Annotated in this window: 16 protein-coding genes; 13 read left to right on the top strand and 3 right to left on the bottom strand. The window is 70.6% G+C overall.

Annotated elements, in window-relative coordinates:
* Positions 1 to 3 precede the first annotated feature (3 nt).
* A complete protein-coding gene (locus tag ACWFRB_RS14665) occupies positions 4 to 1,554 on the bottom strand; it encodes an APC family permease (RefSeq protein ID WP_452641874.1) in 1,551 nt (516 codons plus the stop codon).
* A 78-nt stretch (positions 1,555 to 1,632) separates the two neighbouring features.
* Between ACWFRB_RS14665 and ACWFRB_RS14670 the strand changes: the two genes are divergently transcribed.
* From ACWFRB_RS14670 to ACWFRB_RS14705, 8 genes are all read left to right on the top strand, one after another.
* Positions 1,633 to 2,409 carry a VOC family protein gene (locus ACWFRB_RS14670; protein ID WP_452641875.1) on the top strand — a complete coding sequence of 259 codons (777 nt, stop codon included), beginning with the start codon at positions 1,633 to 1,635 and terminating at the stop codon, positions 2,407 to 2,409.
* Positions 2,410 to 2,505: 96 nt separating this feature from the next.
* A complete protein-coding gene (gene smc / locus ACWFRB_RS14675; RefSeq protein WP_452641876.1) occupies positions 2,506 to 6,123 on the top strand; it encodes a chromosome segregation protein SMC in 3,618 nt (1,205 codons plus the stop codon).
* A gap of 83 nt (positions 6,124 to 6,206) precedes the next feature.
* Complete coding sequence (ftsY, locus tag ACWFRB_RS14680; protein WP_452641877.1) at positions 6,207 to 7,613, top strand: signal recognition particle-docking protein FtsY; 1,407 nt, start codon at positions 6,207 to 6,209, stop codon at positions 7,611 to 7,613.
* Positions 7,614 to 7,925: 312 nt separating this feature from the next.
* Positions 7,926 to 9,233 (top strand): ammonium transporter, encoded by a 1,308-nt coding sequence (locus ACWFRB_RS14685; protein ID WP_452641889.1) that lies wholly within the window; start codon positions 7,926 to 7,928, stop codon positions 9,231 to 9,233.
* Positions 9,234 to 9,238: 5 nt separating this feature from the next.
* Positions 9,239 to 9,577, top strand: coding sequence for a P-II family nitrogen regulator (locus ACWFRB_RS14690; RefSeq protein ID WP_005240467.1), 339 nt, complete (start codon positions 9,239 to 9,241; stop codon positions 9,575 to 9,577).
* Positions 9,567 to 12,104, top strand: coding sequence for a [protein-PII] uridylyltransferase (locus ACWFRB_RS14695; RefSeq protein ID WP_452641878.1), 2,538 nt, complete (start codon positions 9,567 to 9,569; stop codon positions 12,102 to 12,104). The genes ACWFRB_RS14690 and ACWFRB_RS14695 overlap by 11 nt, the downstream gene beginning before the upstream one ends.
* Before the next feature lie 41 nt (positions 12,105 to 12,145).
* Positions 12,146 to 13,735, top strand: a complete 1,590-nt coding sequence (gene ffh / locus ACWFRB_RS14700; RefSeq protein WP_452641879.1) for a signal recognition particle protein — start codon at positions 12,146 to 12,148, stop codon at positions 13,733 to 13,735.
* A 2-nt stretch (positions 13,736 to 13,737) separates the two neighbouring features.
* Entirely contained in the window at positions 13,738 to 14,847 is a 1,110-nt protein-coding gene (locus ACWFRB_RS14705) for an amidohydrolase family protein (protein WP_452641880.1), read from the top strand.
* Between the two features lie 6 nt (positions 14,848 to 14,853).
* On the opposite strand, the gene ACWFRB_RS14710 is transcribed toward ACWFRB_RS14705, so the two are convergent.
* Together ACWFRB_RS14710 and ACWFRB_RS14715 are read right to left on the bottom strand one after the other, a co-directional pair.
* The gene (locus tag ACWFRB_RS14710; RefSeq protein WP_452641881.1) at positions 14,854 to 15,693 is read right to left on the bottom strand and encodes an NADase-type glycan-binding domain-containing protein; all 840 of its coding nucleotides are present in this window, start codon (positions 15,691 to 15,693) and stop codon (positions 14,854 to 14,856) included.
* Positions 15,690 to 16,625 carry a DUF5336 domain-containing protein gene (locus ACWFRB_RS14715; RefSeq protein WP_452641882.1) on the bottom strand — a complete coding sequence of 312 codons (936 nt, stop codon included), beginning with the start codon at positions 16,623 to 16,625 and terminating at the stop codon, positions 15,690 to 15,692. The genes ACWFRB_RS14710 and ACWFRB_RS14715 overlap by 4 nt, the downstream gene beginning before the upstream one ends.
* A 283-nt stretch (positions 16,626 to 16,908) precedes the next feature.
* On the opposite strand from ACWFRB_RS14715, the gene rpsP reads away from it, so the two are divergent.
* From rpsP to ACWFRB_RS14740, 5 genes are read left to right on the top strand one after another with little or no spacing between them, the layout of a single operon-like run.
* Positions 16,909 to 17,370, top strand: a complete 462-nt coding sequence (rpsP, locus tag ACWFRB_RS14720; protein ID WP_452641883.1) for a 30S ribosomal protein S16 — start codon at positions 16,909 to 16,911, stop codon at positions 17,368 to 17,370.
* The gene (locus ACWFRB_RS14725) at positions 17,367 to 17,609 is read left to right on the top strand and encodes an RNA-binding protein (RefSeq protein ID WP_027499286.1); all 243 of its coding nucleotides are present in this window, start codon (positions 17,367 to 17,369) and stop codon (positions 17,607 to 17,609) included. The genes rpsP and ACWFRB_RS14725 overlap by 4 nt, the downstream gene beginning before the upstream one ends.
* A 4-nt stretch (positions 17,610 to 17,613) precedes the next feature.
* Positions 17,614 to 18,141 (top strand): ribosome maturation factor RimM, encoded by a 528-nt coding sequence (gene rimM / locus ACWFRB_RS14730; protein WP_452641884.1) that lies wholly within the window; start codon positions 17,614 to 17,616, stop codon positions 18,139 to 18,141.
* Positions 18,142 to 18,143: 2 nt separating this feature from the next.
* Positions 18,144 to 18,875 carry a tRNA (guanosine(37)-N1)-methyltransferase TrmD gene (gene trmD / locus ACWFRB_RS14735; RefSeq protein WP_452641885.1) on the top strand — a complete coding sequence of 244 codons (732 nt, stop codon included), beginning with the start codon at positions 18,144 to 18,146 and terminating at the stop codon, positions 18,873 to 18,875.
* Between the two features lie 51 nt (positions 18,876 to 18,926).
* Entirely contained in the window at positions 18,927 to 21,287 is a 2,361-nt protein-coding gene (locus tag ACWFRB_RS14740; RefSeq protein ID WP_452641886.1) for a Tex family protein, read from the top strand.
* The last annotated feature ends 40 nt before the right edge of the window (positions 21,288 to 21,327 follow it).

The raw sequence follows: 21,327 nt of genomic DNA on the forward strand, positions 1-21,327 counted from the left end.
GCCTCAGACGACCGGTTCGCGGTCGCGGGCCTCGGGTTCGGGAAGTCGGCGTTCGATGATCTCGCCGTCGAAGAACCGGCGATCGCGGCTGCGCCACCACCACATCAGCGGCAGGCCGAGCAGCATCGACCCGACACCGAGGATGAACACACCGCCGATCTGCCAGTGCGGGGCGAAGGGCAGTGTCCAACTGGTCTCGCCGTAGTCCGAGGCGAACGAGGTCACCGCCGTCCATCCGGCGGAGAACAGCAGCATCGCGCCGCCGAGGAGCGGAAGGATTCCGCGCATCCACAGCTCGCGCGGGCCGTCGCGCAGGGTGTCCCGGTACAGCCATGCACAGGACACACCGGTGATGCCGTAGTAGAAGCCGACGGCGATCCCGATCGCGGAGACCGAGTCGAAGATCAGGTTGCCCGCGGAGACGAAGTTGAACGCGATGTAGAGCCCCGCGGACACAGCGCCCATCGCGAGGGTGGACACCGTCGGTGTCAGGAAGCGGGGATGCACCTTCGCGAAGCTGTCCGGCAGCGCCTTGAAGACGCCCATCGACAGGGTGGTGCGGGCGGTCGGCAGGATGGTGGTCTGCGTCGACGCGATGGCCGACGTCAGGATCATCAGCAGCAGGACGTGCACGAGCAGCTGCCCCACCAGGCCCTCGCCGAACACCGCGGTTCCGATCGCGGCGAAGAAGTCGTCGAAATGCTCGGGATTGGCCAACCCCGTGCCCTCGGTGCCGACTCCGGCGAAGGACTGTGCGGCGACCGTCACTAACACGTACAGCGAGACGAGCACGATCGTCGAGATGACCGCCGAGCGGCCGGGGGTGCTCCGCTTGTCGACGGTCTCCTCGTTGACGGAGACCACCGAGTCCCAGCCCCAGTAGATGAACACCATCAGCAGGATCGCGTTGACGAACGTCGAGAAGGAACCGATCTCGAACGGGTTGAACCAGCTCCACTGCGGGGTCAGGGCCGCCGCGCCCGCGTTGCCCATCCAGACCCGGACGAGGGCGACCACTGCGAACAGCACCAGCGCGACGAACTCGATCGTCAGCAGCACCGACTGGAAGCGTGCCGAGATGTCGATGCCGCGGAAGCACAGGTAGGTCATCGCGACCATGAACGCCACCCCGAGCAGCAACACCCAGACGCTGGTGGCGTCGCGGCCGATCCCGTCCGCGCCGAACAGCAGGAAGGTGTACTGGCCCGCGACCTGGGCCATGCTCGCCATCACCAGCACGTCCGCGACGACGATTGCCCAGCCGGCCATCCAGCCCCAGGACGGGCCGAACGCACGCGTGGCCCAGACGAAGGTGGTGCCACAGTCCGGGTCGGCGCGGTTGAGCTCCTTGTAGCCGAACGCGGCGAACAGGATCGGGACGAACGCGAGCAACGCGACCACAGGGGCTTGCAGCCCGACCGCCGCGACGACGAGGCCGAGGGTGGCGGCGATGCTGTAGGCGGGGCCCGCCGAGGCCACCCCGATCACCACGCTGGAAGTCAGGCTCAGGGCCCCCGCCCTCAGCCCCTTGGAACTGGTCACATCATCGATCACTCGGGGGAGAGTAATGCAGGGTCCGTGTCGGCGCCGAAGGCTACCGTCGACGGCGTACCCGACAGTTGAGGAGTAGCGATGAGCGCCGTCACGACGAACCAACCGCTTGGCACCCCCACCTGGATCGACCTGGGCATCCCCGACCTGGATCGGGCGATGTCGTTCTACGGGCAGGTCTTCGGCTGGGAATTCGACATCGGCCCCGAAGAATCCGGGCGGTACACGATGTGTCTGTTGCGGGGCAAGAAGGTCGCCGCGCTGATGCCGAATCCCGACGAGAACGCGACCGATTTCTGGTGGAACGTCTACCTGGCAACCGACGACGTCGACGAGACGGTCGCTCGATCCAGGGACGCGGGCGGTGCCGTACTGGTCGAACCGATGGACGTGATGGGGCAGGGCCGGATGGCGATCATGCGAGATCCCTCGGGCGGACAGTTCGGGCTGTGGCAGGGGCAGGCGCACGTCGGCTGCGAGTTGGTCAACGAGCCGAACACGCTGCTGCGCAACGACCTGGTGACCCCGAGACCCGGCCCGGCCCGCGACTTCTACGCCACGGTGTTCGACTTCACGCTGGACGGGAACGACGACCTGCCCGGCATGGACTTCACGTTCCTGCGCCGACCGGACGGGCACGAGATCGGCGGCATCGTGGGTGATCCGGCCGCGCCCGCAGCGGCCTGGGGCACGCTGTTCCAGGTGGACGACGCGAACGCGGCCGTCGCCGCCGCCCGAGCGGCCGGGGGCACCGCGGACGACCCGACGGACATGCCGTACGGGCGGACCGCGGAGGTCACCGACCCGTTCGGCGCGAAGTTCACGGTGGGCTCCCCGGTTCCCGGCGCATCGGGGTAGGGCCTCGCCGGCGCCGCGGGCGAAGGCCCGGGTCGTCGTCCCGGCGCGGCGTTCAATGGCCGATTCGGTCGGTGCGGTGCAGTAACGTCATTCGCCATGCATCTCAAGAGTCTGACGCTGAAGGGCTTCAAATCCTTCGCGTCCGCCACGACTCTGCGGTTCGAACCGGGTATCACCTGCGTGGTGGGACCGAACGGGTCCGGCAAGTCGAACATCCTCGACGCCCTCACCTGGGTGATGGGCGAGCAGGGCGCGAAGGCGCTGCGCGGCGGCAAGATGGAAGACGTCATCTTCGCCGGTACCTCCGGCCGGCCCCCGCTGGGCCGAGCCGAGGTGACGCTCACCATCGACAACTCCGACGGCGCGCTGCCGATCGAGTACTCCGAGGTCTCGATCACCAGGAGGATGTTCCGCGACGGCGCGGGCGAATACGAGATCAACGGCAGCTCGTGCCGGTTGATGGACGTCCAGGAGCTGCTCAGCGACTCCGGCATCGGCCGGGAGATGCACGTCATCGTGGGTCAGGGCCGCCTGGCCGCCATCCTGGAGTCCCGTCCGGAGGACCGCCGCGCGTTCATCGAGGAGGCCGCGGGCGTCCTCAAGCACCGCAAGCGCAAGGAAAAGGCCGTTCGCAAGCTGGACGCCATGCAGGCCAACCTGGCCCGGCTGACCGACCTCACGACCGAACTGCGTCGTCAGCTCAAGCCGCTGAGCAGGCAGGCCGAGGTCGCGCGCCGCGCGCAGACCGTGCAGGCCGACCTGCGCGACGCCCGGCTGCGGTTGGTGGCCGACGACCTGGTCACCCGGCGGGCCGAGCTGGCGTCGCAGTCCAAGGACGAGGCGATGGCCCGCGCCCAGCAGGAGCACGTGCAGGCCGAGCTCGAGGCGGCGTCCGCGGAGCTCGGTGCCCACGAGCAGGCGTTGGCCAGGCTGACCCCGAGCGCGGAGGCCGCGGGTCAGACGTGGTTCCGGCTCTCCGCGCTGGCCGAGCGGGTCAACGCCACGATCAGGATCGCCAGCGAACGTGCCCGCCACCTCGACAGCGCGCCCACCTCGAGTCGCGGGCAGGACCCCGACCAGCTCGAGGCGCAGGCCGAGCGCGTCGCGGCGGAGGAGGCGGAGCTGGTGGCCGCGGTCGAGATGGCCAGGGCCACCCTCGACGCCGCGAAGGACACGCTGACCGAGTACGAGGAGGCCTCCGCCGCCGCCGAGCGGGCGCACATGGCCGCGGTCAGGGCCATCGCCGACCGCCGCGAGGGCCTGGCCCGGCTCTCCGGCCAGGTGGACACCTTCCGCACCCGCGCGGACTCCGTCGACGCCGAGATGGCGCGGCTGACGCTGGCCATCGAGGATGCGCGCGCCCGCGGCGATGCCGCGCAGGCGGAATTCGAAGGCGTGCAGGCGCAGATCGGTGATCTCGACGAGGGCGAACTCGGGCTCGACACCCAGAACGAACGCGCCGTCGCCGCGCTCGAGGCGGCCACCGCCCGGGTCACCGAACTGCAGGACGCGGAGCGTGCCGCGGGCCAGGAGGTCGCGTCGCTGCGGGCCAGGATCGAGGCCCTCTCGATCGGACTGCAGCAGAAGGACGGCGCCGCCTGGCTGATCGAACATCGCTCCGGGGACGGATTGATCGGCCCGCTCGCCGGGATGCTCCGCATCCGGCAGGGTTACGAGGTCGCGATCGCCGCCGCGCTCGGGCCCGCCGCCGACGCCATCGCGGCACAGACGGTGGCGGACGCGCGGTCGGCCGTCGCCGCGCTCAAGGAGGCCGACGGTGGCCGGGCCGCGCTGGTGGTCGGGGATGGCGCCTCGGCGTCGCCGCGTGATCACGCCGCGCTGCCCGGATCCGCGCAGCGCGCCCTCGACCTGGTCGAACATCCCGACAACCTGCGCGGGGCGCTGAGCGCGCTGCTCGGCGAGGTGGCCGTCGTGGACTCCCTCGAGGAGGCCGCGGACCTCGTCGCAGGCCGACCCGGCCTGCGCGCGGTCACCAGGGACGGCGACCTCCTCGGGTCCGGCTGGATGACCGGCGGCTCCGATCGGCGACCCTCCACCCTCGAGGTGCAGTCGGCCATCGACGCGTCCACGGCCGGCCTCGCGGACGCCGAGCGGCGCGCCGACGAGCTCTCCGCCGCGCTGTCGGGGGCCACGACCGAACGCGAGCACCGCGCCGAGTCCGCGGAGCAGACCCTCGCCGCGCTCAACGAGTCCGACGCCGCCCTGTCCGCGATCTACGAGCAGCTCGGCAGGCTCGGCCAGGTGGCCCGCGCCGCGCACGCCGAGTCCGATCGGCTGGCGGGCCAGCGCACCGCGGCGGAGGCGGGCCGTGAGGAGGCGGTCGCGTCGCTGCGGGAGCTGGAGGAGCGCCTCGCGCTGGCCCAGCAGGAACAGTCGATGGACAGCGATCCGGCGGCAGGGGACCCCAGCAGCGGCGAGCGGGAGGCCGCGGCCGCGGCGCTGGCCGAGGTGCGGTCCGTGGAGATGGAAGCACGCCTGACCTTGCGGACCGCCGAGGAACGAGCGGAATCGGTTCGCGGCAAGGCGGATTCGCTTCGGCGCGCGGCGCAGGTGGAGCGCGAGGCCAGGGCCCGCGCCGAGCGTGCGATGGCCGCGCGGCAGAACGCGGCCGCGGTCGCCGCCGCCGTCGCGGAATCCGGCAGGCGGGTGGCGGCTCACCTGGAGGAGGTGGTCGCGGCCGCCGTGGCGCACCGCGACGAGCTGACCCGGCAGCGGACCGAGCGCACGCAGCAACTGGAGACGGTCAAGGAGCGGGTGCGGCTGTACACCGGCCAGCTGACCGCGCTGACCGACGCCGTGCACCGCGACGAGGTCGCCCGGGCGCAGGCCGCGCTGCGGATCGAGCAGCTCGAGCAGACCATCTCGGAGCAGCACGGCATCGGCCTGGACGACCTCGTCGCGGAGTACGGACCCGATGTTCCGCTGCCGCCGTCGGCACTGGAGATGGCCGAGTACGAGCAGGCCCGCGAGCGGGGCGAACAGGTGGTGGCGCCCGCGCCGATGCCATACGACCGGGCCACCCAGGAGCGGCGCGCCAAGCGGGCCGAGCGGGACCTCGCGACCCTCGGCAAGGTCAATCCCCTTGCGCTGGAGGAGTTCGCGGCGCTCGAAGAGCGCTACAACTTCCTGGCCACCCAGCTCGAGGACGTCAAGACCGCGCGCAAGGACCTGCTCGGGGTGGTCGCCGACGTCGACGCCCGGATCCTGCAGGTGTTCACCGAGGCGTGGCTGGACGTCGAGCGCGAGTTCGTCGGGGTGTTCGCGAAACTGTTCCCCGGCGGCGAGGGCAGGCTGCTGCTGACCGATCCGTCCGACATGCTCACCACCGGCATCGAGGTGGAGGCCCGCCCGCCCGGCAAGAAGGTCAAGCGCCTCTCACTGCTCTCCGGTGGCGAGAAGTCGCTGACCGCGGTGGCGATGCTGGTGGCGATCTTCCGCGCCCGCCCCTCCCCGTTCTATGTGATGGACGAGGTGGAGGCCGCCCTCGACGACACCAACCTCCGGCGCCTGATCGGCCTGTTCGAGCAGCTGCGCGAGAAGTCGCAGCTGATCGTGATCACGCACCAGAAGCCGACCATGGAGGTGGCCGACGCGCTGTACGGCGTCAGCATGCGCGGCGACGGCATCACGCAGGTCATCTCGCAGCGCATGCGGGGGCAGAACCTGGCCGTTCCCCAGCCGGTCGCGGAGTGATGCGCGAGGCGTCGGTCGCGCGCTGACCGGGTGATCTCCCGTCGCCTGCCTGTGCCGGATCGGTGCCTGAAAGGATGGGGGGCGTGACTACCGGAGCTTGGATCGCAATCGCGGCCGTCGTGGCCGTCCTTCTCGTCGCGCTCGTCGTGGGCTGGGCGCTGTACAGGAGGCGGCGGGTCAGCCTGCAGCCCACCCAGCCCGCACCCGGTCAGCTGGAGGAAACGAAGGACCGGTCGGGCGGGTACAAGCCCGAGAGCGGGATCAGCTTCAGCCAGGGGGCGACGGCCACCGCGCCGCCCGTGTCGCGGCCGACCCCGCCGCCGGCACCGCCGGTCACGTTGCCGGTCGAGGAACAGGTCACGGAGGTGCCGCCCGCGCCCGTCGAGCCGGCCCCGCCCGCGCCGGTCGAGCCTGCGCCCGCCCCCGCCGAGCAGGCCCCCGTCGAAGAGGCGCCTGCGGTCGCTCCCGCCCCTGCCCCCACCGCGCCCGCCCCGGTCGAGCCTGCCCCCGTCGAGGAGGCGCCTGCGCCCGCGCCTGCCCCGGCGGTTCCCGCCCCTGTGGAGGAGATCGCGCCGACCGCGGGACGGCTCGACAAGCTGCGCGGGCGGCTCTCGCGCTCGCAGTCCGCGGTCGGCAAGAGCCTGCTTGGCCTGCTCGGCGGCGGCGACCTGGACGAGGACTCCTGGGAGGAGATCGAGGACACCCTGCTGATCGCGGACCTCGGCAGCGCCACCACCGAGCAGATCATGACCCGACTGCGCTCCGAGCTGGCGGCGGGCGCCGTCAAGTCCGAGGCCGACGCTCGAGCCCTGCTGCGCACCGTCCTGATCGAGGCCCTGCACCCCGAGTTCGACCGCTCGATCAAGGCGCTGCCGCACGATTCGACCCCCGGGGTGCTGCTGGTCGTCGGCGTCAACGGCACCGGCAAGACCACCAGCACCGGCAAGCTCGCGCGGGTCCTGGTCGCGGACGGTCGCCGGGTGCTTTTGGGCGCCGCCGACACCTTCCGCGCGGCTGCCGCCGATCAGCTGCAGACCTGGGCCGAGAGGGTGGGCGCCGAGGTGGTGCGTGGTCCCGAGGGCGGCGACCCCGCCGCGATCGCCTTCGACTCGGTGACCAAGGGCATCGAGACCGGCGTGGACGTGGTGATCGTCGACACCGCCGGCCGGCTGCACACCAAGACCGGGCTGATGGACGAGCTCGGCAAGGTCAAGCGTGTGGTGGAGAAGCGCGCCGTCGTCGACGAGGTGCTGCTGGTGCTCGACGCCACCGTCGGACAGAACGGCTTGATGCAGGCCCGGGTGTTCGCGGAGGTCGTGGACATCACCGGCGTGGTGCTGACCAAGCTCGACGGCACGGCCAAGGGCGGCATCGTCTTCCAGGTGCAGCACGAGCTGGGGGTTCCGGTGAAGCTCGTCGGGCTCGGGGAGGGCGCGGACGACCTCGCGCCGTTCGAGCCGGGCGCCTTCGTGGACGCGCTGCTCGGCTGATCGGGGGCGTCCTCTCTACGCCTCCTTGGCCATCGGCCGACGCCTAACGAATGAGTAACGAAGCGGCCGGGGCTCGCCCGGCCCGGACTCCGCACAGGGAGATTCACTTGGGCGACAGGTTCGTGAAACGCAGAAGCAACACATTCCCCCGATGCGTTCACTCGAGCGAAACACGGCAGCGCCACAGCTGAAACACCGGATCAGCAGTCTTCACACCAAGTCGAAAGCCGCAAGGAGCGGGACGACAGAAGGAGGAGGCTCAACGTGGAATTTCCCACAATCGGGGCGCCGGACACCGGAGACACCGCGTGGATGCTGATGAGCGCCGCGCTGGTGTTGCTGATGACGCCGGGGCTCGCATTCTTCTACGGCGGCATGGTCCGGGCCAAGAGCGTGCTGAACATGATCATGATGAGCATCGGCGCGATGGGCGTCGTGGGCATCCTCTGGGTCCTGTACGGCTACTCGGTGGCTTTCGGCGAGGACAAGGGTGGACTCTTCGGTGACCCCTTCCAGTACTTCGGCCTGAAGGGCATCTTCGGCGGCGCCTACCTGGCCGACGCCGACACCGGCGCAGGCATGGCCATCCCGCTGGTCGGCACCATCCCGGCAACCGTGTTCGTCGCCTTCCAGGCGATGTTCGCGATCATCACCGTCGCCCTGATCTCGGGCGCGGTCGCCGACCGTCTCCGGTTCGGCCCCTGGCTCCTGTTCGCAGGCCTGTGGGCGACCATCGTGTACTTCCCGGTGGCGCACTGGGTCTTCGCCTTCGACGGCGTGACCGCGGAGAAGGGCGGCTGGATCGCCAACCAGCTCAAGGCAATCGACTTCGCCGGTGGTACCGCGGTTCACATCAACGCAGGCGTCGCCGGCCTGGTCCTCGCCATCGTCGTCGGCAAGCGTCGCGGATGGCCGGGAACTCCGTTCCGTCCGCACAACCTGCCGTTCGTGATGCTCGGCGCCGCGCTGCTGTGGTTCGGATGGTTCGGCTTCAACGCGGGATCCGCGGTGGGCTCCAACGGGATCGCCGGTGCCACCTTCCTCACCACCGTCATCGCCACCTGCGCGGCGATGCTGTCCTGGCTCCTGGTCGAGCGGATCCGTGACGGGCACGCCACCACCCTCGGTGCCGCCTCCGGCATCGTCGCCGGTCTGGTCGCGATCACCCCCGCCTGCTCCTCTGTGAACGTGCTCGGTGCCCTGGCCATCGGCGTCGCCGCCGGTGTTCTCTGCGCCCTCGCGGTCGGCCTGAAGTACCGCTTCGGCTTCGACGATTCGCTCGACGTCGTCGGTGTCCACCTCGTCGGTGGTCTGGTCGGCACCCTGCTGGTCGGATTCGTCGCGACGGCGGAGGCGCCCGCGGGCGTCAAGGGTCTGTTCTATGGTGGGGGCTTCGACCAGCTGTGGCGTCAGGCGGTCGGTGCGGGTGCGGTTCTGCTGTACTCGCTCGTCGCCACGACGATCGTCGCGCTCATCGTCAAGTACACGATCGGCCTCCGGGCCAGCGATGAGGCCGAGTCGCTCGGCGTGGACGAAGCAGAACACGCTGAGAACGCATACGATTTCGCCGCGCTCGGCGGAAGCTCGGTACCGGGGCGCTCGACCGTCAGGGAGGCATGAGAAATATGAAGCTGATCACCGCAATCGTCAAACCGTTCACTCTCGAGGATGTCAAGACCGGCCTGGAGCAGGCCGGGGTGCTCGGTATGACCGTCAGTGAGGTCCAGGGCTACGGCCGTCAGAAGGGCCACACCGAGGTTTACCGCGGTGCCGAGTACTCGGTCGACTTCGTGCCCAAGGTTCGCGTCGAGGTCGTCGTCGACGACGCCGCCGTGGACAAGGTCGTCGAGGTCATCGTCGAGGCCGCTCGTACCGGAAAGATCGGAGACGGCAAGGTGTGGGTCTCGCCTGTCGAATCCGTCATCCGCGTACGTACGGGTGAACGGGGCGCGGATGCGCTCTGACCCAACAGGGTCCGGATCTGGTGGCCCCGATCCCGCCGCGACGTCGGCGGGGTCGGGGCCACCCGCGTCCGGGGGCATGGTTGCCGCCGACGATCTGGTCCGTGCCCGGAAGCAGTTGCTGGACGGTGGTTCCCGGAGCCGCCGCCTCGACACGGTCGCGCTTCGGCAGGCGCTGGTGGACCTGCACGAATTCTGGCTGACCACCAAGGGGGCAGAGCTCGGCATCAAGCCGGACAGCGGATTCGCCATCGTCGCCGTCGGCGGGCTGGGCAGGCGCGAGCTGCTGCCGTACTCCGACCTGGACCTGGTGCTGCTGCACGACGACCTCGACCCCGCCGTCGTCTCCGAGGTGGCCGACCGGCTCTGGTATCCGTTGTGGGACGCGCACATCAAGCTCGACCACAGCGTGCGGACCGTGCCACAGGCGCTGCAGGTGGCGTCGTCGGACCTCACCGCCGCCCTCGGGCTCCTCGAGGCCCGGCACATCGCGGGCGATGTGGAGCTGAGCAACCTGCTGATCGGCGGGGTGCGGCGGCAGTGGCGCACCGGGATCCGTTCGCGTTTCGACGAACTCGTCGAGCAGGCCCGCGCGCGCTGGGCACGCAGCGGCGAGATCGCGCACCGGGCCGAACCGGACATCAAGAACGGCCGTGGCGGGCTGCGCGACATCCAGCTGCTGAGCGCGCTGGCGATCGCGCAGCTGACCGATGCGGTGCCGGGACTGGGCCCACAGACGCCCGGCGGCGGACTGGCTTTCGCGCACGAGCGGCTGCTGGACGTGCGGACCGAACTGCATCGGGTGGCCGGGCGCGCCCGCGACCAGCTCCGGGCCCAGGACGCCGACGAGATCGGCGCAGCACTGCGGATAGGGGACCGCTTCGACCTGGCCCGGATGCTCAGCGACTCGGCCCGCACCATCAGCTACTCCGTCGACGTCGGGCTGCGGACGGCGGGCAACGCCTTGCCGCGTCGGGGCCTGTCGCGGCTGCGCAGGGTTCCGGTGCGGCGACCTCTGGACGAGGGTGTGGTCGAGCACGCGAGTGAGGTGGTGCTGGCGCGCGACGCCAAGCCGAACAAGGACCCGGGGCTGATCATGCGGGTGGCGGCCGCGGCCGCGCAGACCGGCATGCCGATCTCCGCGTCGACGTTGAACCGGCTCTCGGACAGCGCACCCGAGCTGCGGGAGCCGTGGCCGAAGGAGGCCCTCGACGACCTGCTCGTGCTGCTCGGATCCGGCCGGAACACGATCGCGGTGATCGAGGCGCTCGACCGAACGGGCCTGTGGGGACGGCTGCTGCCGGAATGGGGCACGATCCGCGACCTGCCGCCGCGCGACGCGGTCCACACGTGGACGGTGGACCGGCATCTCGTCGAGACCGCCGCCTATGCCAGCGGGTTCACCACCCGCGTCTCGCGGCCCGACCTGCTGGTGCTCGGAGCCCTCCTGCACGACATCGGGAAGGGCCGCGGCGGCGATCACAGCCTGGTGGGTGCCGAGCTCGCCAATCAGATCGGCAATCGGCTCGGGTTGTGGCCGTCGGACGTGGCGGTGCTCAGCGCGATGGTGCGCTACCACCTGCTGCTGCCGGAAACCGCCACCCGCCGCGACCTGGACGACCCGGCGACGGTCCGGATGGTCGCGGAGGCGCTGGGCGGCGACACGGTGCTGCTCGAGCTCCTCTACGCGCTCGCCGAGGCCGATTCCCTGGCCACCGGTCCTGGTGTGTGGGGGGATTGGAAGTCCTCGCTGATCCGGGAGCTGGTGCGGCGCTGCCGGATGGTGATGGCGGGCGAGCAGCTGCCGATGCCGGATCCGATCGACCCGGAGCATGCGGCGCTGGCGGCGGACGGGGGCGTGCACGTGCTGCTCCAGCCCGCGGAGGGCGCGCACACCTACACCGTCACCGTGGTCGCTCCGGACACCCTCGGCCTGCTCTCGGATGCTGCGGGCGTGCTGGCGCTGCATTCGCTGCGCGTGCTCTCGGCCTCCCTCGGCAGCCACGAGGGGGCCGCGGTGAACTCGTTCACCGTCGCGCCCCGGTTCGGTGCGCCGCCGCAGGCGGGGCTGCTGCGCCAGGAATTGATCCGGGCCATCTCCGGAGAACTGGACCTGGTCGCGATGCTCGAGGCGAAGGAGCAGCAGGCGCTGGCCGAACAGGCGCTCGAGCGGGGCGCCGAGGGGGTGCCGGTCCAGTACGCGAAGGCTCCGCCGCGGATCATCTGGTTCGACACCCCGGTGGACGGCCAGGTGATCCTCGAACTGAGGGCCGAGGACCGGCTCGGCCTGCTGTGCCGGCTGGCGAGCGTGCTCGAGCGGCACGGTGCCGACATCCGCTGGGCGCGGGTCTCCACGCTCGGCGCGTCGGTGGTCGACGCGTTCTGCCTGCATCTCGGCGACACCGACTCGAGGGTGACCAGGGAAGAGTTCGAGGCCGCGATGCTCGAGGTGGTCCCGGCGCCCCGGCCGCGCACGAGCGAGGGCGCCGAGGGTGGCGCCACGGAGGGGGGCGCCGGGCAGAGCGGCTAGGCTTGACCGAAACGCCCACGCGACAGCCAGGAGCCCGATCGGTGTTCGAATCCCTTTCCGACAGGTTGACCGGTGCCCTCAAGGACCTCCGGGGCAAGGGGCGCCTCTCCGGCGCCGACATCGACGCCACCTGCAGGGAGATCCGGCTCGCCCTGCTCGAGGCCGACGTCGCGCTGCCCGTGGTGCGTGCCTTCATCGAGAAGATCAAGGTGCGCGCCAAGGGCGCCGAGGTCTCCGGCGCGCTGAACCCCGCGCAGCAGGTCGTCAAGATCGTCAACGAGGAGCTCGTCGGGATCCTCGGCGGCGAGACCCGGCGGCTCCGGTTCGCGAAGAACCCGCCGACCGTCATCATGCTGGCCGGCCTGCAGGGCTCCGGTAAGACCACCCTCGCGGGCAAGCTCGCGAAGTGGCTGGCCGGGCAGGGACACACGCCGCTCCTGGTGGCCTGCGATCTGCAGCGTCCCGGCGCGGTCAGCCAGCTCAAGATCGTCGGCGAGCGCGCGGGCGCCGCGGTGTACGCGCCGCACCCGGGTACCTCGATCGGCGGCGGCGAGAACGAGCTGGGTCAGTCCGCGGCGGACCCGGTCGACATCGCCCGGCAGGGCATCGCGGAGGCCAGGGCCAAGCAGCACGACGTGGTGATCGTCGACACCGCAGGCCGCCTCGGCATCGACGAGGAACTGATGGGTCAGGCGGCGGGCATCCGCGACGCCGTCAACCCGGACGAGATCCTGTTCGTCCTCGACGCGATGACCGGTCAGGACGCCGTCCAGACGGCGGAGGCGTTCCGTGCGGGCGTCGGCTTCACCGGCGTGGTGCTCACCAAGCTCGACGGCGACGCCCGCGGCGGTGCCGCGCTGAGCGTCCGCGAGATCACCGGCGAGCCGATCATGTTCGCCTCCACGGGCGAGAAGCTCGAGGACTTCGACGTCTTCCACCCGGACCGGATGGCCAGCCGGATCCTCGGCATGGGCGACGTGCTCAGCCTGATCGAGCAGGCCGAGCAGGTCTTCGATGCGAAGGAAGCCGAGGCCACCGCACAGAAGATCGGGTCCGGCCAGCTCACCCTCGAGGACTTCCTCGAGCAGATGATGGCCGTGCGCAAGATGGGCCCGATCGGCAACCTGCTCGGCATGCTGCCCGGCGCCGGGCAGATGAAGGACGCGCTCGCCAACGTCGACGAGAAGCAGCTCGACCGGGTCCAGGCGATCATCCGCGGCATGACGCCCGCGGAACGCGAGGACCCGAAGATCATCAACGCCTCCCGTCGGCTGCGTATCGCCAACGGCTCCGGCGTCAAGGTCTCCGACGTCAACCAGTTGGTGGACCGGTTCTTCGAGGCCCGCAAGATGATGGCCGCGATGGCGGGCCGGATGGGGATGCCAGGGGCCCGCTCGAGCCAGCGCAGCAAGAAGGGCAAGAAGGGTAAGAAGGGCGGCAAGGGGCCGACGCAGCCGAAGATCCGCGGCGGCTTCCCCGGCATGCCAGGCGGGATGCCGGGTGGGATGCCCGCCGGGTTCCCCGGACTGCCCGCAGGCATGGACCTGTCGAAGATGCCGAAGGGCCTCGACGAGCTGCCGCCCGGCCTCGAGGGCATCGACCTGTCCCAGCTGAAGCTGCCCAAGAAGTAGCCGTGGCGCCTGCCCGCACAGAGTCCTTCCGGCTGCGCGGTGTCGGGCTGCCCGACGGGCAGCCGCTGGAACTGTGGGTCGGCGGCGGGGTGATCTCCGATCAGCCGTTGCCCGGCGCTGAGTCCCTGTGCGAATCGGGCTGGATCCTGCCCGGGCTGGTCGACGCGCACTGCCACGTCGGTATCAAGTACGGCGGGGGTCACGAGGACGGGCCGGGAATGATCGCGCAGGCCGAGGCCGAACGCGCGGTCGGGGCGCTGCTGCTGCGCGACGCGGGATCGCCCGTGGACACCAGGGATCTCGACGCGCGCGAGGACCTGCCGCGGATCATCCGGGCCGGTCGGCACATCGCGATGCCGAAGCGGTACATCCCCGGCCTTGCGGTCGATCTCGAGGACGAGTCGCAGCTGCCGGAGGCGGTCACCCAGCAGGCGCTGCTCGGCGACGGCTGGGTGAAGATCGTCGGGGACTGGATCGACCGCTCGGTGGGGGACCTGCGCCCGTTGTGGAGCGACGAGATCCTCAAGGAGTCCATCGAGGCCGCGCACCGGGTAGGCGCAAGGGTGACCGCGCACGTCTTCTCCGAGGACGCGCTGCCGGGCCTGATCAACGCCGGCATCGACTGCATCGAGCACGGCACCGGTCTCACCTCGGAGACGATCGAGCTGATGGTCGAACGTGGCACCGCCCTGGTGCCGACGCTGATCAACATCGACACCTTCCCCGGCATCGCGGACTCGGCCACCCGGTACCCGGCCTACGCACGCCACATGCGGGAGCTGCACTCGCGGGTCCGTCGCACCGTCGGCGACGCGCACGACGCAGGCATCCCGATCTACGCGGGCACCGACGCGGGCGGCTCGATCGTGCACGGGCGGGTCGCGGACGAGGTCGCCGCCCTCGCGCAGGCCGGACTGGGGCCGACCCGCGCCCTCGGCGCGGCCTGCTGGGACGCCAGGGCATGGCTGGGTCGGCCCGGGCTCGAGCCCGGCGCGGCCGCCGACCTGCTCGTCTACGAGCAGGACCCGCGCACCGGGCCCGAGGTGCTCGCCGCCCCGGACCTGGTCATGCTGCGCGGCCGGGTGGTCGAGGTGCGCGGCCGGGTCGTGTGATGCGGTCTATTTGACGCAGGGATCGGCCCCGGCATCGGCGCGACCGGTGAACCGGACCTCGCTGACCGAGGTGACGTCGTTGAACGGCGCGGATTCCTGGCCGGCCGCGTTCTTCACCGGCTGACCGTCCACCGTCTCGTTGATCGTCATGGTGACCGTCTTGGCCGCCTTGTCGACGTCGAGCGCCTGGATGCCGCGCTCCGGCCGGACCTCCTGGACGACCGAGGTGCCGTCGTCGAAGGCCCAGGTCACCTTCGTGACCTTGCGGTTCTGGGCGAACCGGTCCGAGCCGTCCACGTCCTTCTTGTCGTAGCCGGGATCGATCCCGACCGAGGTGAGGTCGAGCTTGCAGGCGAAGCTCACCGAGAGCACCTGGCCCTTCGTGCCCCCGCAGCGCCATGCCGTGGTGACGTCGCCGTCGGTGGCATTCGGGGCCTCGTAGGAGTTCTTGCGGCCCGTGGAGTCGACCGCGGGCGGGTAGGCGGCGCAGGTGGGGACGGCGCCGGTGGGGGTGATCGGGGTGAGGTTACCGCCGTCACCGGCACCACTTTCGAAGGCGTCGCTGTCGTAGGCCTCGCTTGTCGCGGCCGTCGCCTCGCCGTCGGTGTCGCGGGCCAGCGTCCAGTTGAGCAGGAAACCGCCCCCCGCGAGCAGCACGACCGCGGCGGTGACGGCCGCGATGATGCCGAGCCAGCCCTTCCAGGACAGCGGCCCACGCCCGGGCGCGGGCGCAGTCGGTGCGTCGAACCCAGCCGGTGCGTCGAAGAAGGGCTGGGCGGGTGGTGGAGGCGGTGGCGGCGGGGGAGTCGCCTCGGCGGCAGGGCGGGGTCCGTCGTCGGGGGTCACGGGGCCTCCACCTTCTCGGCGGCCTTGTTGCCGGTCTGCTTGTCGGCCCTGTCCTTGTCGGAGGCCTCGTCCGCCGTCATGTCCGCCGTCATGTCAGCGGACTTGGCTTCGGGGCGGTCCGGGCGTGCCTTCAGCGCGGCGTCCACCTCGGGGTCGCCCAGCTCAGCCAGCCAGTCCAGCAGGTCGGGGTAGGTGCTGGGGTTCGCCGCGACATACGGCCGCAACGCGGCATCGGACTGGGCGATGTGGCCGAGCGTCTGCAGCGGGGTGTACGGATCGAGCGCGAGTGCCTGCGTGTACGGCTTGGTCGGGGCGGGCGGCCCGACTGCGGGCGGCGGGGTCCCGGGGACCGCCGCGTCGATGGGCTCGGTCTCTGCGGGCGGGCGAACGGCGCCCTGATCGAGCGCGCGGGCGGCGCGGGGCTGGACAAGGCCGAGGTCGTAGGCAAGGGCGAGGAACGCCGCCACGGTCTGCAGGATCGCCAGGACCAGGATCGCGATCCCGCCCCAGCCGAGCGAGACGCCCAGGCTCTCGTCCTCGGAGTCGTCGAAGAAGTTGCCGGTGAAGCTGGGGACGTTGCTGATCGCGATCAGCAGGAACAGAGCCAGCAGGGCGCCGACAGCAGCCGCGGCGGTCGCGATGGCCCGCAGGACCGGCGCCGCGCCAGGGAACTGGGACAGCCGGGAAACCGTGGACAGGCCCGCACTGATGCCGGAGAACAGCAGGAAGACGACGACGAGCAGGGCCTGTGGGAGGAGAAAGCCGCTGATGTTGATCACATCGCCGGAGGTTCGGACGACGAAGTAGGGGCCGAAGCCGAGCAACAGGTTGAGCAGGCCGAGCGTGAGCACTGCGATGCCGAGTGCGTTCGGTCGGCCGACGGCCGGAACCGGTGGCCCCGCGATGGGCGCTGCGAACGGCGCGTTGGACATGATCCCCCTTGTGAACGAGCGGCGACTTCGGTGGAATTCGCCACCGACCTGCAGTGATGGCGTGCCAACGAAGTCTAGGCCGAGGGGGCGCCCGCGGAAGGGCGAAACACCGGCGGCCGCGGGCGATTAACGGCGCGACCTCATCGTCTGGCAGAATGGACCGCTGTTCGCCCGTCTCCGGTTACGTACCGCGCGGCGGTCACGACAACCCCTCAACGCGAAACCGGGTGCGCAGGCCTTGCGCATCGCTGAATTGCGCCGTGACCATCTGAAAGGCTCCACCATGGCTGTCAAGATCAAGCTCATGCGGCTCGGCAAGATCCGTACCCCGCATTACCGCATCGTCATCGCCGACTCTCGCACCCGCCGCAACGGCCGTGCGATCGAGACCATCGGCAAGTACCACCCCAAGGAAGAGCCCTCCCTGATCGAGATCGACTCGGAGCGTGCGCAGTACTGGCTGGGTGTCGGCGCGCAGCCGACCGAGCCGGTCGAGAACCTGCTCAAGATCACCGGCGACTGGCAGAAGTTCAAGGGCCTGCCGGGCACCGAGGGCACCCTGAAGGTCAAGGAAGCCAAGCCGTCCAAGCTGGAGCTCTTCCAGGCCGCGCTGGCGCAGGCCGACAGCGAGCCGGTGGCCGAGGCCATCACCCCGAAGAAGAAGGCCGCCAAGAAGGCCGACGCGGAGGAGGCCACCGAGGCCCCCGCCGAGGCTGCCGCGGATTCCGAGGCTGCTGACAAGTGAGTGCCGTTGTCGCCGATGCCGTCGAACAGCTCGTTCGCGGCATCGTCGCCAACCCCGACGACGTCCGGGTCGAGCTCTCGACCGGACGTCGTGGGCGGACGGTCGAGGTGCACGTGAACCCCGAGGACCTGGGCAAGGTCATCGGTCGTGGCGGACGCACCGCCACCGCGTTGCGGACCCTGGTCACCGGTATCGGTGGCCGCGGCATCCGCGTCGACGTGGTCGACACCGATCAGTAAATCAGTGGAGCTCGTCATCGGGCGTGTGGCCAAGTCGCACGGCATCAGGGGTGAATTGGCCGTAGACATACGGACCGATGATCCCGATGGACGTTTTGCGGTCGGCACCGTGCTGCACGGCCGCAAGCCCCGCGAGCAGAAACTCACCAGCTACACGGTGGAAGCCGCCCGGGAACACTCCGGGCGGCTTCTGCTGCGTCTCAAGGGAATCGACGACCGCACGTCCGCGGACGCGATTCGCGGCACGCTGTTCATCGTCGACACCGCGGACCTGGCGCCGTCGGATGATCCCGACGAGTTCTACGACCATGAGCTCGAGGGCCTCGCCGTCCGGCTCGTCGACGGTACCCCGGTCGGCTCCGTCATCGAGGTGCTGCACTCGGCCGCGGGAGAGTTGCTCTCCGTGCGTCCTGAGGGACAGAAGACCGGCGAGATCCTGATCCCGTTCGTCGCCGCCATCGTCACCTCCGTGTCCGTCGCCGACGGAGTCATCGAGATCGATCCGCCTGAGGGACTTCTGAATCCGGAGTAGCTGTGCGCCTCGACGTCATCACGATCTTCCCCGAGTACCTCGAGCCGTTGCGAACGGCGTTGCTGGGCAAGGCCATCGACAAGGGCCTGATCTCCGTCGGCGTGCACGACCTGCGCGACTGGACGCATGACGTCCACAAGGCGGTCGACGACTCGCCGTACGGCGGCGGCCCGGGCATGGTGATGAAGCCGACCGTGTGGGGCGAGGCCCTGGACGAGGTGCTCGGCGCCGAGCCGGACCCCGACACGCTGCTGGTGGTCCCCACCCCGGCGGGCGTGCCCTTCACGCAGGACACCGCGCACCGCTGGGCGGGGGAGAAACGCCTCGTGTTCGCCTGCGGCAGGTACGAGGGCATCGACCAGCGGGTGTTCGACGACGCGGCCAGGCGGGTGCGGGTCGAGGAGGTCAGCATCGGCGACTATGTCCTCATCGGGGGCGAGGCCGCGGTGCTGGTGATGGCCGAGGCGGTCGTCCGGCTGCTCCCCGGCGTGCTGGGCAATCAGCAGTCGCACCAAGAGGATTCGTTCTCCGACGGCCTGCTGGAGGGTCCGAGCTACACCCGCCCGGTGAGCTGGCGCGAGCTCGAAGTGCCGCCGATCCTGCTCTCCGGTGACCACGCCAAGGTGGCCCGCTGGCGCCGTGAGCAGTCGCTGTTGCGCACCGGCGAACGCCGTCCCGACCTGCTCGAACACGTCGAGCTCTCCGACTCGGATCGCGCGGTTCTCGAGCCCTGACGGTCCCGAGGTGCCGGGTGGTGTCGGTGCCTGCCGGTAGGGTCGATCGCCGTGACCTCAGCTCCGAATGCACCAGCTCTGAAATCAGTCAACGCGCGCATCGCGGAGGAACTCGGCGTCCGGGAGGAGCAGGTCCGCGCGGCGGTCGACCTGCTCGACGGCGGCGCCACGGTTCCCTTCATCGCCCGGTACCGCAAGGAGGTCACCGGGACCCTCGACGACGCCCAGCTGCGCACCCTCGAGGAGCGGCTGCGATACCTGCGTGAGCTCGACGAGCGCCGGGTCGCGGTGCTCGAGTCGATCCGCTCCCAGGACAAGCTCGATCCCGAGCTCGAGGCGCAGATCATGCTCGCGGACACCAAGGCCCGGCTCGAGGACATCTACCTGCCGTTCAAGCCGAAGCGTCGCACCAAGGCACAGATCGCGCGCGAGGCCGGGCACCAGCCCGTCGCCGACGCCCTGCTGTCGGACCCGACCACGGACCCCGCGCAGTACGACGCCGAGCAGCTCGAGGGCGCCCGCGCCATCCTGGTCGAGCAGTTCGCCGAGGACGCCGACCTGGTCGGCGAGCTGCGCGAGCTGATGTGGACCCGCGGCCAGGTCAAGTCCGCGGTCCGCAAGGGCAAGGAGACCGAGGGCGCCAAGTTCGCCGACTACTTCGAGTTCTCCGAGCCCTTCGGCAAGCTGCCCAGCCACCGCATCCTCGCCATGTTCCGCGGCGAGAAGGAGGAGGTGCTCTCGCTGACCCTCGACCCCGAGACCGAGGAGCTCCCGCTCGGCGAGGTCAGCGTCTACGAGGGCCGCATCGCCGGCCGGTTCGGCGTCGCGGACCGCGGACGGCCCGCGGACCGGTGGCTGCTCGATACGGTCCGCTGGGCCTGGAAGACCAAGATGCTCATTACGCTCGGCATCGACACCCGGATGCGGCTGCGTCAGTCTGCCGAGCGGGACGCCGTCGACGTGTTCGCGATGAACCTCAAGGACCTGCTGCTCGCCGCGCCCGCGGGCACCCGCGCCACGATGGGCCTCGACCCCGGCTTCCGGACGGGTACGAAGGTCGCCGTCGTCGACTCCACCGGCAAGGTGCTCGCGCACGACACCATCTACCCGCATCAGCCGGCCAACAAGTGGGACCAGTCGCTCGCGACGCTCGCCGCGCTGGCCGCCAAGCATCGGGTCGACCTGATCGCGATCGGCAACGGCACCGCCTCGCGCGAGACGGACGCGCTGGCGGCGGACCTGATCAAGAAGTTCCCCGAGGCCGGGCTCACCAAGGTGATGGTCTCCGAGGCGGGCGCCTCGGTGTACTCCGCCTCCGCGTACGCCTCCGCCGAGCTGCCGGACCTGGACGTGTCCATCCGCGGCGCGGTGTCGATCGCGCGCAGGCTGCAGGACCCGCTGGCCGAGCTGGTGAAGATCGACCCGAAGTCGATCGGCGTCGGCCAGTACCAGCACGACATCTCCGAGACACTGCTGGCGCGTTCGCTGGCCGCGGTGGTCGAGGACGCCGTGAACGCGGTCGGCGTCGACGTCAACACCGCGTCGGTACCGCTGCTCTCGCGGGTCTCGGGCATCACCGGCTCGCTGGCCGAGTCCATCGTCGCGCACCGCGACGCGAACGGCCCCTTCCGCGCCCGCGCCGGCATCCTCGACGTGGCGCGGCTGGGCCCCAAGGCCTTCGAGCAGTGCGCGGGCTTCCTCAAGATCACCGATGGCGACGACCCGCTGGACGCTTCCGCGGTGCACCCGGAGGCGTACCCCGTCGTGCGGCGGATCGTGGAGGCCACCGGAACCGGCGTCAAGGAGATCATCGGCAACACCACGGCGCTGCGGGCGCTGCGGCCGCAGGACTTCGCCGACGACAAGTTCGGCCTCCCGACCGTCACCGACATCATCGCCGAGCTCGAGAAGCCGGGCCGCGACCCACGTCCGGAGTTCAAGACCGCGACGTTCGCGTCGGGCGTGGAGAAGGTCGCCGACCTCAAGCCCGGCATGACGCTCGAGGGGGTCGTCACCAACGTCGCCGCATTCGGTGCCTTCGTCGACGTCGGCGTGCACCAGGACGGCCTCGTGCACGTCTCCGCGATGTCGCACAACTTCGTCAAGGACCCGCGCGAGGTGGTCAAGTCCGGCGACGTCGTGAAGGTGAAGGTGATGGAGGTCGACCTCCCGCGCCAGCGCATCGGCCTGAGCCTGCGCCTGGACGACGAGCCCGGCGCCGCCAAGCAGGACGGCCAGGGCGGCGGACAACGCGCCGGGGGTGGCCAGCGCCAGGGCGGCCAGCGGGACGGCGGATCGCGTCAGGGTGGGCAGCGAGGCGGCGGCCAGCGTCAGGGCGGCGGATCGGGCGGCAGCAGCCCCGCGGGCGGCTCGATGGCCGACGCGCTCCGCAAGGCCGGCTTCGGCAAGTAGGCGGCTTCGCCGCCCGTGCGCGGTTGACGAGTCCAGGGAC

It is taken from the genome of Rhodococcus sp. NPDC055112, from assembly GCF_053607505.1.